General features: G+C 67.8%; 9 protein-coding genes and 2 pseudogenes. 8 read left to right on the top strand and 3 right to left on the bottom strand.

Features of this window, described 5'->3' with window-relative positions:
• Window positions 1-204, bottom strand: a pseudogene (locus A5625_RS07320) (translational GTPase TypA); the annotation flags it as partial.
• Between A5625_RS07320 and A5625_RS30010 the strand changes: the two are divergent.
• Window positions 196-312 (top strand): annotated as a pseudogene (locus A5625_RS30010) (hypothetical protein); the annotation flags it as partial. The pseudogenes A5625_RS07320 and A5625_RS30010 overlap by 9 nt on opposite strands.
• 78 nt (window positions 313-390) lie before the next feature.
• Complete coding sequence (locus A5625_RS07325) at window positions 391-2,280, top strand: ABC transporter family substrate-binding protein (RefSeq protein ID WP_197516008.1); 1,890 nt, start codon at window positions 391-393, stop codon at window positions 2,278-2,280.
• Between the two features lie 10 nt (window positions 2,281-2,290).
• Here the strand turns inward: A5625_RS07325 and A5625_RS07330 are convergent, their stop codons facing one another.
• On the bottom strand, window positions 2,291-2,905 hold the full coding sequence (locus tag A5625_RS07330; protein ID WP_066990893.1) for a TetR/AcrR family transcriptional regulator: 615 nt from the start codon (window positions 2,903-2,905) through the stop codon (window positions 2,291-2,293).
• Window positions 2,906-3,039: 134 nt separating this feature from the next.
• Here A5625_RS07330 and mshB point away from each other — a divergent pair, with 134 nt between their 5' ends.
• The 4 genes from mshB to A5625_RS07350 all read left to right on the top strand — a co-directional run bounded on the left by mshB (window position 3,040) and on the right by A5625_RS07350 (window position 8,078).
• Entirely contained in the window at window positions 3,040-3,948 is a 909-nt protein-coding gene (mshB, locus tag A5625_RS07335) for an N-acetyl-1-D-myo-inositol-2-amino-2-deoxy-alpha-D-glucopyranoside deacetylase (protein ID WP_066990896.1), read from the top strand.
• Window positions 3,949-4,040: 92 nt separating this feature from the next.
• Window positions 4,041-4,502, top strand: coding sequence for a hypothetical protein (locus A5625_RS07340; RefSeq protein ID WP_066990900.1), 462 nt, complete (start codon window positions 4,041-4,043; stop codon window positions 4,500-4,502).
• A gap of 96 nt (window positions 4,503-4,598) precedes the next feature.
• On the top strand, window positions 4,599-7,274 hold the full coding sequence (locus A5625_RS07345) for a bifunctional FO biosynthesis protein CofGH (RefSeq protein ID WP_082984318.1): 2,676 nt from the start codon (window positions 4,599-4,601) through the stop codon (window positions 7,272-7,274).
• Between the two features lie 39 nt (window positions 7,275-7,313).
• Window positions 7,314-8,078 (top strand): maleylpyruvate isomerase N-terminal domain-containing protein, encoded by a 765-nt coding sequence (locus tag A5625_RS07350; protein ID WP_066990905.1) that lies wholly within the window; start codon window positions 7,314-7,316, stop codon window positions 8,076-8,078.
• A 24-nt stretch (window positions 8,079-8,102) separates the two neighbouring features.
• On the opposite strand, the gene A5625_RS07355 is transcribed toward A5625_RS07350, so the two are convergent.
• Window positions 8,103-8,435, bottom strand: coding sequence for a hemophore-related protein (locus A5625_RS07355; RefSeq protein ID WP_066990908.1), 333 nt, complete (start codon window positions 8,433-8,435; stop codon window positions 8,103-8,105).
• 383 nt (window positions 8,436-8,818) lie between these two features.
• Here A5625_RS07355 and fdxA point away from each other — a divergent pair, with 383 nt between their 5' ends.
• Together fdxA and dapC are read left to right on the top strand one after the other, a co-directional pair.
• Window positions 8,819-9,145, top strand: coding sequence for a ferredoxin (fdxA, locus tag A5625_RS07360; protein WP_003875467.1), 327 nt, complete (start codon window positions 8,819-8,821; stop codon window positions 9,143-9,145).
• A gap of 38 nt (window positions 9,146-9,183) precedes the next feature.
• Entirely contained in the window at window positions 9,184-10,272 is a 1,089-nt protein-coding gene (dapC, locus tag A5625_RS07365; RefSeq protein ID WP_232003509.1) for a succinyldiaminopimelate transaminase, read from the top strand.
• Window positions 10,273-10,355: the final 83 nt, after the last annotated feature.

Genomic DNA, 10,355 nt, shown 5'->3' on the forward strand with positions numbered 1-10,355 from the left:
GGAGGTGGCATCCAGCTCGACCTTGCGCACCCGCACGATCTCCGGGGTCACCTCGACGCATTCGTCTTGCGCGCAGAATTCCATGGCCTGCTCGAGATCGAGCTCGAGCGGCCGGGCCAGCGTTTCGATGACATCGGCGGTCGACGAACGCATGTTGGTCAGCTTCTTCTCCCGGGTCACGTTGATGTCGAGATCCTCTGCGCGCAAGACGAATGCGTCGAGGTGACCCCGGAGATCGTGCGGGTGCGCAAGGTCGAGCTGGATGCCACCTCCCGGGCCCGTAGCCGGTCGCGCGCCAAGGCCCGGGGCTAACACCGCGTGGCCGGAGGGGCTGCTGCGCGGGTGCTCGATACCCTGTTCAGCGTGCCGAGACGACTCCGCCGTGTGTTGATGGTGCTGGGCGGCTTGGTTTCGCTGGTCGGGCTGGTGCTCTCGGCGTGTACGGTCAACCCGCCGCCGGCACCGCAGAGCACCGATACGCCGCACAACTCCGTTCCGCCGCCGCCCCGGGTCAGCGAGATCATCATGGGCATCGACTCGATCGGGGCCGGTTTTAATCCGCATCTGCTGTCCGACCTGTCGCCGGTGAACGCGGCGATCAGCGCGCTGGTGTTGCCCAGCGCCTTTCGGCCGGTGCCCGACCCCAGCATGGCTACCGGCTCACGCTGGGAGATGGACCCGACCCTGCTGGTGTCGGCGCAGGTGACCAGCCAGAACCCGTTCACGGTGACCTACAAGATCCGGCCGGAGGCGCAGTGGACCGACAACGCGCCGATTGCCGCCGACGACTTCTGGTACCTGTGGCACCAGATGGTCAGCCAGCCCGGCGTCGTCGACCCGGCCGGCTATGACCTCATCACCGGCGTGCAGTCCCTGGAAGGCGGCAAGCAGGCGGTGGTCACCTTCGCCGAACCTTATCCGGCGTGGAAAGAGTTGTTCAGCAACATCCTTCCGGCGCACATCGTCAAAGACGTCCCCGGCGGGTTCGCGGCCGGCCTGGCCCGGGCACTTCCCGTCACGGGCGGGCAGTTCCGGGTGGAGAGCATCGACCCGCAGCGCGACGAAATCCTGGTGGCCCGCAACGATCGTTACTGGGGACCACCGGCGAAACCCGCGCTCATCCTGTTCCGGCGCGCCGGTGCGCCGGCCGCGCTGGCCGATTCCGTGCGCAACGGCGACACCCAGGTCGCGCAGGTGCATGGCGGGTCGGCGGCCTTCGCGCAGTTGTCCGCCATCCCCGATGTGCGGACCGCCCGGATCGTGACACCGCGGGTCATGCAGCTCACGCTGCGGGCCACCCAGCCCAAACTGGCTGATACACAAGTCCGTAAGGCGATCTTGGGGTTGCTGGACGTCGACCTGCTGGCGGCGGTGGGCGCGGGCAGCGACAACACCGTCACGCTGGCCCAGGCTCAGATCCGGGCGCCAAGCGACCCGGGCTACGAGCCGACCGCGCCGCCGGCGATGACGACGCCCGCCGCGCTGGCATTGCTGGAGGGCGCCGGGTACAAGGTCGAACCCAACTCCTCGGCGTCGCCCGCGCCGACCCCGGCGAACACCGGGCCGCCCGAGGTCATCCGCGGCCGGATCAGCAAGGATGGGCAACAGCTTTCCCTCGTGATCGGGGTGGCGGCGAACGACCCGACCGCGGTGGCGGTGGCAAATACCGCCGCCGACCGGTTGCGCAACGTCGGCATCGCCGCGACCGTGATGGCGCTGGATCCGGCCACCCTCTACCACGACGCGCTGAACGACAACCGCGTCGACGCGATCGTCGGCTGGCATCAGGCGGGCGGCAACTTGGCCACCCGGCTCGCCTCCCGGTACGGCTGCCCCGCCCTGGAATCGACCCAGGTGCCGATTTCCAACGGACCGGTGCCGCCGCCTTCGGCCCCCGCACCGTCCACCGGGAAGGCCACCACGTCGACCACTACGTCGACCCCCACGTCGACCCCCACGTCGACCCTGCCGACCGCGGCGCCGCCGCCGAGCCGCCCGGCTGATCCCAACGCCCTGGTGCAGGCGCCGTCCAACCTCACCGGGATCTGCGATCGCAGCATCCAGTCGAACATCGACGCCGCACTCGACGGCACCAAGAACATCAACGACGTGATCACCGCGGTCGAACCGCGATTGTGGAACATGTCCACGGTGTTGCCGATATTGCAGGACACCACGATCGTCGCGGCCGGGCCGAGCGTGCAGAACGTCAGCTTGTCCGGTGCGGTTCCGGTCGGCATCGTCGGCGACGCCGGCCAATGGATCAAAACCGGGCCGTAATCTCCGGTCGTCAGTCGGCGGGGCGCCGCGCGGCCCGCGGCGGGATCACGGTGTCCACCATGAGCGCCAGTTCGCGCCGGTTCGGCGGCGATCCGTTCAGCAGGAAGTGCTGGTTGATCAGGGCGGAGCCGATGCGAGCGGTAAGCGGCGTAACGGTCTTCGGGTCGAGATCGCCGTCTTCGATGGCGGCCTGCAGGATCGATTCCACGATGTGCAGCCGCGGCCGCACCACCGCATCGGCGAAGATGGCCCGCATTTCGGGTTCGTGCAACAGCTGATGGATGACGTCCAAACCGGGAAAGCCGGTCTTTCCGGCCAGCAGGTCACGCTGGGCGGTGAACATCGCCAGCAAGTTTTCTCTGGCCGAACGGCCCGAACGCAGCTCGGGCACCGGCGGCAGCGCGAAAACCAAAGCGGCGTGTACCAGCTCACACTTGGTGTCCCAGCGCCGGTAGAGCGCGGCCTTGCCGGTGTGGGCGCGCGCCGCGATCCCCTCCATGGTCAGGCCCCCGTAGCCGACTTCGGTCAGCTCGGCCAGGGTTGCCTCGTAGAGGGCGCGTTCCAGCACCTCACCTCGCCGACGGCTTCGGCTGCCAGTGCGGACGGCATCGGTGAGCTGGCGCATTCCTAGATAGTAGCCGTGCGCGTTCCTATCCGCTGGGCCACCGGCGATGCGGCCGCCCGGCACGGAACATAAGAAACGGCGACGGGCACTAAACCCGAATGCCGATTCGTATCCGGTGCCGTAGGGTGCCGTCCATGCCTGACACGCCGCGGCTGTTGTTCGTCCACGCGCACCCCGACGACGAAAGCCTGGGCACCGGTGCCACTATCGCGCACTATGTGGCCCGCGGGGCGGATGTCCGCGTTGTCACGTGCACGCTGGGCGAAGAGGGCGAGGTGATCGGCGACCGTTGGGCCGAACTCGCCGTCGACCGCGCCGACCAGCTCGGCGGCTACCGGATCGGCGAGTTGACCGCCGCGTTGCAAGCGCTCGGCATCAGTGAACCCAGCTACCTCGGCGGCGCCGGCCGCTGGCGGGATTCGGGCATGAGCGGCACCCCGCAGCGGCATCGGCAACGGTTCATCGACGCCGACGAGCGCGAGGTGGTCGGCGCGCTGGTGGCGGTCATTCGCGAGCAGCGCCCGCACGTCGTCGTGACCTACGATCCGCGCGGCGGCTACGGGCATCCCGATCACATCCACACGCACCGGGTGACGATGGCCGCCGTGACGGCGGCCGGCCCGGGAGCCGGCGACTTTCCCGGCGAGCCTTGGTCCACACCGAAGTTGTATTGGTCGGTCTTCGCGACGCGCACCTTCGAGGCGGCCATGGATGCGCTCACACCGGAGGATTTGCGGCCCGAATGGCTGATCGCGCCGAAAGAAGAGTTCACCTTCGGCTACGCCGACGACGACATCGACGCCGTCGTGGAGACCACGCCGCAAGACTGGGCCGCCAAGCGGGCCGCACTCGCCGCGCATGCCACCCAAGTAGTCGTCGGACCGACCGGTCGAGCCTGCGCGCTGTCCAACAACGTGGCGATACCGATATTGGCGCAGGAGCACTACGTCTTGGCCGCCGGCGCCGCGGGAGAGCGGGACGAGCGCGGCTGGGAAACGGATCTGCTCGCAGGCCTTGGTTTCTCCGCGACTCCCACGCGGTAGGCTGCCAACCAGGCAGCCACGGAAGGAATTCGCATGGACCCCGACCTGGACCCTAATCAGCAGCACTGGCAGGACCGGCTGGACAGCCTGCAGTGGGTTATCGGCTCCATAATGTCCAACATCGACAGCGTCCCGACCTGACCGAAACCAAGCCGCGCGCTACGTCAATCGAAGACAACGGCGCGACCGACCCCGCGATTCGTTTCGTCGTATTAACTCTTTTGGCGGTCGACGGGGTGCTCTCCGCACTTGCCGGGGCTCTGCTGCTGCCTCTCTATATCGGGACGATTCCCTTTCCCATCAGCGGACTGATTTCCGGACTGGTCAACGCCGCGCTGGTGTGGGCCGCCGGGCGCTGGACCCAGTCGCCCCGGCTGGCGGCATTGCCGTTATGGACGTGGCTGCTGACCGTGGCGGTGATCAGCATGGGCGGCCCGGCCGACGACGTGATCTTGGGGGGCCACGGCCTGATGGCCTACGGCGCGCTATTGCTGCTGGTTATGGGCGTCGCACCGCCGGTTTGGGTGCTCTGGCGGCGCGGCCGGGCGGCGTGAGGTCCGGCCGGGATGTCGCCCGCTTGCCTATTCGGGTGTGCCGCTACTGTTGACTGTTGCCCATACGGGACCCGCCAACGGGTGCCACGATTTCACATGTTGGGACACGTGGATGAAATTCGATCGTGGGGAAGTTACACGAACGTGCTGTTGACTCCGGGCGAAGAGCCTACCGCTCTGCCTAATCCAGTGGTTCCGGCCAAGGTTTCGTCGGAAGCCTCGTCCAACGCTGGGTCGAGGGCCTCTCGAGGGGCCGGCGCGTCGGCGCTGCGGCGGGTATTGCGACGGGCTCGAGATGGCGTCGCGCTGAACATCGATGAGGCCGCGGTTGCCATGACCGCGCGCGGTGCCGACCTTGCCGATCTGTGCGCCAGCGCGGCGCGGGTACGCGACGCGGGTCTCGAATCGGCCGGACGGCGCGGCCCGGGTGGTGGGCTGCCGATCACGTACTCGCGCAAGGTTTTCATCCCGGTCACCCACCTGTGCCGGGACAGCTGCCATTACTGCACCTTCGTCACCGTCCCGGGCAAGCTTCGTGCCCAGGGTGCGGGCATGTACCTCGAACCTGACGAGATTCTCGACATCGCCCGTCGCGGCGCCGAACTCGGTTGCAAGGAAGCACTTTTCACCCTCGGTGACCGACCCGAGGATCGCTGGCCGGAGGCGCGCGAGTGGCTGGAGGCGCGTGGCTACGACTCCACGCTGTCCTACGTGCGGGCGATGGCGATCCGGGTGCTCGAAGAGACCGGCCTGTTGCCGCACCTGAACCCCGGTGTGATGAGTTGGTCGGAGATGGCGCGGCTCAAGCCGGTGGCGCCGTCGATGGGCATGATGCTCGAGACGACGTCACGGCGGCTGTTCGAAACGAAAGGCCTTGCGCACTACGGCAGCCCGGATAAAGATCCGGCCGTGCGGCTGCGCGCTCTGACCGACGCGGGCCGGCTGTCGATTCCGTTCACCACCGGCCTGCTGGTCGGAATCGGCGAGACCCTCGCCGAACGCGCCGACACGTTGCACGCGATTCGCAAGTCGCACAAGGAGTTCGGACACGTCCAAGAAGTGATCGTGCAGAATTTCCGCGCGAAGGAACACACCGCGATGGCCGCAGTCCCCGACGCGAGCATCGAGGATTACCTGGCGACGGTGGCGGTCGCGCGGTTGGTACTGGGTCCCGGGATGCGTATTCAGGCACCCCCGAACCTGGTGTCGCGTGACGAGTGCCTGGCGCTGGTCGGCGCCGGAGTCGACGACTGGGGCGGGGTTTCGCCATTGACGCCCGACCACGTCAACCCGGAGCGGCCGTGGCCGGCCCTGGACGAACTGGCCGCCGTCACCGCCGAAGCCGGTTATGAGCTGGTCCAGCGGCTGACCGCGCAGCCCAAATACGTGCAGGCGGGCTCGGCCTGGATCGACCCGCGGGTGGCCGGACACGTGATGGCACTGGCCGATCCCGCGACCGGCCTGGCTCGCGATGTCAACCCAGTGGGGCTGCCCTGGCAGGAGCCCGACGACGTCGGATCGGCGGGTCGCATCGACCTCAACGCGGCGATCGACAGCGAGGGCCGCAACACCGAAACCCGCAGCGATATCGACAGTGCCTTCGGCGACTGGGAATCGATCCGTGCGCACGTTCACGAGCTGGCCGCGCAGGGCGCCAGGGCGCCCGAACGCCTAGACACCGACGTGCTTGGCGCGCTGCGCTCCGCCGAGCGCGACCCGGCCGGCTGCACCGACAGCGAATACCTGTCGCTGGCGACTGCCGACGGTCCGGCGCTGGAAGCGGTTGCCGCGCTGGCGGATACGTTGCGCCGCGAGGCCGTTGGCGATGACGTCACCTTCGTGGTGAACCGCAACATCAACTTCACCAACATCTGCTACACCGGGTGCCGCTTCTGTGCGTTCGCACAGCGCAAGGGAGACGCCGACGCCTATTCGCTGTCCACCGACGAGGTGGCCGACCGTGCATGGGAAGCACACGTGCAAGGCGCCACCGAGGTGTGCATGCAGGGCGGTATCGATCCGGAACTGCCGGTAACCGGCTATGCCGACCTGGTCCGCGCCGTCAAAGCGCGGGTGCCGTCGATGCACGTGCACGCGTTCTCACCGATGGAGATCGCCAACGGTGTGACCAAGAGCGGGTTGAGCATTCGCGAATGGCTGATCAGCCTGCGCGAAGCGGGCCTGGACACCATCCCCGGCACTGCCGCCGAGATCCTGGACGACGAAGTGCGCTGGGTGCTGACCAAGGGCAAGTTGCCCACCTCGTTGTGGATCGAGATCGTCAGCACCGCACACGAGGTGGGGCTTCGGTCGTCGTCGACCATGATGTACGGCCACGTCGACAGCCCGCGGCATTGGGTCGGCCACCTCAACGTGCTGCGTGACATCCAAGACCGCACCGGCGGTTTCACCGAGTTCGTGCCGTTGCCGTTCGTGCACCAGAGCTCGCCGTTGTACCTAGCCGGCGCGTCCCGTCCCGGGCCCACGCATCGTGACAACCGGGCGGTGCACGCGCTGGCGCGAATCATGTTGCACGGCCGCATCTCCCAGATCCAGACCAGCTGGGTGAAGCTCGGTGTGGAGCGCACCCAGGTGATGCTCAACGGCGGCGCCAACGATTTGGGCGGCACGCTGATGGAGGAGACCATCTCGCGGATGGCCGGTTCGGAACACGGTTCGGCCAAGACGGTCGCGGAGCTGATCGCGATCGCCGACGGCATCGGCCGCCCGGCCCGGCAACGCACCACCGACTACACGACGCTGGCCGCGTAGTTCGCTTCCATGTCGTAGGCGGCGGGTATACCGGACGCCGTGAAGAGACACATCGACAACGATCGATTTCCCGAGTGGCGGCCGTTCGTGGACGCGGTGCGCCGGCACGGCCCTGACGCCGGCACCTGGTGTGAAGCCTGGACGGTGCGTGACATCGTCGTCCACCAAGCCGGAAACGCCGAAGAACTCGCGCGGGTGCTCGGCGCGCACCTGGAAGGTGAGCCCGTCGCCACGCGCGGCTTCGAAGAACGCGAAGGCCCACTGCGCGCCCTGAACGACGCCGACCTGTGGGAGGCGCTGCAGGACCGGATGGCCACCCTCACCGACGTCGCGGTGGCAGCCGAAGGGATCCCCGCCGACACAGACGTCGCCTGGACCGGCCGCACCATGAAGGTGCCCTGGTTCGCCGAGCACATGCGCGAAGAGCTGGTCCTGCACGGCTGGGACATCACCGGGGACGAGCCGGCCGCCCGGGCGCGGCTGGCCGAGCCGTGGATGACCACCCACAGCGTGCTGGCAGTCGGCAGGCCGCTGCTGGCGAAGGGGGCCAAGCAGATCGGCCCGGGTGAGCGCATCGAGGCAAGGCTGCGGGCCAACGGCACCGACGACGTCGTCCTGGCCGCCGACCCGGATCAGGTCTCAATCGGGTTTGCCGAGCCGGAAGGCCCGGCCACCCTGGAAACCGACGCAGCCGCACGCGTGCTGTTGTTGTGGGGGCGCAGGCCCGCCGATCCATCACGCGTTCGCAGCCGCGTCGGACCGGAAACCCTGGGACGCGTGCGCCGCCTGCTCGGCGGTTACTGAACCGCTTCGTGCGAAGCGATCGGCTCAGTAGTTGTTACAGGTGACCGCGACCTGGTTGATGTCGTCGTAGTACTTCTGCGCCGACGGCATGGCCTGGATCTGCTGGGCCATCTGCTGACGCTTCGGCGGCGGCGCCGCCAGGAAGTTGCGGATGTAGGACTGCGCAACCGGCGACGAGTTCAGCTGCTGGGCAGCCGCCGGGTCGGTCGCGTTCAGCGCTGCGATGACCTGCCCGTAGTTGCAGGTGGTGTTGATGATCGCGTCCGCCGGGTCAGCCGAAGCGACCCCGGCCGCGGCCGTCAACGCCACCGCCGCGCTGCCAACCGCAACGCCCAATTTGCTCAACGACAGCCTCATGTGTAGGACACCTTCCCCAGTTAATGCACCGCTATTACGGCGATAACGTCTGCCCAGCGGTTGCCGTCTTCCCGGACGAGATTACCAGGCTCCGCGAGCGTGCTTGCAACGCAAGAGGTATCGCCCGGTGTCGGAGGGACGTTACTCTATGCAGGTCAACGGCTTATTCGCGGCGTTCGCCGTCGGCGAAACGGGGCCCGGTCGTAGGCTGCGAGACTGTCGGTCTTAAATCTGTGAATGGACAGGCGCGCCAAATGGTTGACCTGTATCTGCAACGTCTAGTATCAGTAACCGAAAGCTTCACCGGACCGCTCGCGCCGGTGCGAGTTGAACAGCCCACGTTTGAGCCCCGCCAGATGGCCTAGTACATGGAGGAGACGTCTGTGACGTACACGATCGCCGAGCCCTGTGTCGACATCAAGGACAAAGCCTGTATCGAGGAGTGCCCGGTCGACTGCATTTATGAAGGCGCTCGGATGCTCTATATCCACCCCGACGAGTGCGTCGACTGCGGCGCCTGCGAGCCGGTGTGTCCCGTCGAAGCGATTTACTACGAAGACGACGTGCCAGACCAGTGGAGTCAGTACACGCAGATCAACGCCGATTTCTTCGCCGAGCTGGGCTCTCCCGGCGGCGCGGCCAAAGTCGGCTTGACCGAGAACGACCCGCAGGTGGTCAAGGATCTGCCACCGCAAGGCGAAGGCGACTGAGCGGCCCGGTGCCACACCAGCTCAAAAAGCGCCGTCCGGTGGTATCGGCGGCCCTGCCAGAATTTCCCTGGGACACCCTTGCCGACGCGAAAGCGCTGGCCGGCTCTCATCGGGACGGGATCGTCGACCTCTCCGTCGGCACCCCGGTCGACCCGGTCGCCCCACTCGTCCAGCAGGCGCTGGCCGCCGGCGGCTCGGCGTCGGGGTACCCGGCCACCGCCGGCACCGCCCGGCTGCGCGAATCGATGGTCGCCGCGCTGCAGCGCCGGTTCGGCATCACCGGGCTGACCGAGTCCGCCGTGCTCCCGGTGATTGGCAGCAAGGAGCTCATCGCCTGGCTGCCCACGCTGCTTGGCCTGGGGCCCACGGATGTGATCGTGGTGCCGGAGCTGGCGTATCCGACCTATTACGTCGGAGCACGGCTGGCCGGCGCGCGGGTGCTGCGCGCGGATTCGTTGACCCAGGTGGGTCCGCAATCGCCGTCGCTGTACTACCTGAATTCGCCGAGCAATCCGACCGGACGTGTCCTGGGCGTCGATCACCTGCGCAAGGTGGTCGGCTGGGCCCGGGAAAGGGGCTGCCTGGTGGCCTCCGACGAGTGCTACCTGGGGCTGGGCTGGGACGATCAGCCGCTTTCGATCCTGCATCCCTCGGTCTGCGACGGCGACCACATCGGGCTGATCGCGATCCACTCCCTTTCGAAGAGCTCGTCGCTGGCCGGGTACCGGGCCGGTTTCGTCGCCGGAGACCCCGAGCTGATCGCCGAGCTGCTGGCGGTGCGCAAGCACGCCGGGATGATGGTGCCGACGCCGGTGCAGTCCGCCATGGTGGCCGCGCTGGACGACGACGCCCACGAGCTGACACAGCGGGAACGCTACGAACGGCGCCGCGCCGCCCTGCTGCCCGCGCTGCGTTCGGCCGGCTTTGCCATCGACCATTCCGAAGCCGGCTTGTATCTGTGGGCCACCCGCGGCGAGTCATGCCACGACAGCGTCGCCTGGCTGGCGCAGCGCGGCATCCTGGTCGCGCCGGGCGATTTCTACGGCCCGCGCGGCGCGCAGCACGTGAGAGTCGCGCTGACCGCCAGCGATGAGCGGATCGGCGCCGCGGTCCAGCGGCTCGCCTAGCCCGGCCTGCACCGCCCGGCGACCAATGGGCGTGCACAATGCATCGGAGACGTTCTACGTTCTCGACCTCGGGTAAGGACGGT

The sequence above is a fragment of the Mycobacterium sp. 1465703.0 genome (assembly GCF_001672975.1).
GTDB lineage: Bacteria > Actinomycetota > Actinomycetes > Mycobacteriales > Mycobacteriaceae > Mycobacterium.

Bases quoted from the DNA above. Each gene is read 5' to 3' on its own strand.
- A5625_RS07325 (WP_197516008.1), top strand. From the start codon at position 391: ATGGTGCTGGGCGGCTTGGTTTCGCTGGTCGGGCTGGTGCTCTCGGCG.
- mshB (WP_066990896.1), top strand. From the start codon at position 3,040: ATGCCTGACACGCCGCGGCTGTTGTTCGTCCACGCGCACCCCGACGAC.
- A5625_RS07345 (WP_082984318.1), top strand. From the start codon at position 4,599: ATGTTGGGACACGTGGATGAAATTCGATCGTGGGGAAGTTACACGAAC.
- A5625_RS07355 (WP_066990908.1), bottom strand. From the start codon at position 8,435: ATGAGGCTGTCGTTGAGCAAATTGGGCGTTGCGGTTGGCAGCGCGGCG.
- A5625_RS07330 (WP_066990893.1), bottom strand. From the start codon at position 2,905: ATGCGCCAGCTCACCGATGCCGTCCGCACTGGCAGCCGAAGCCGTCGG.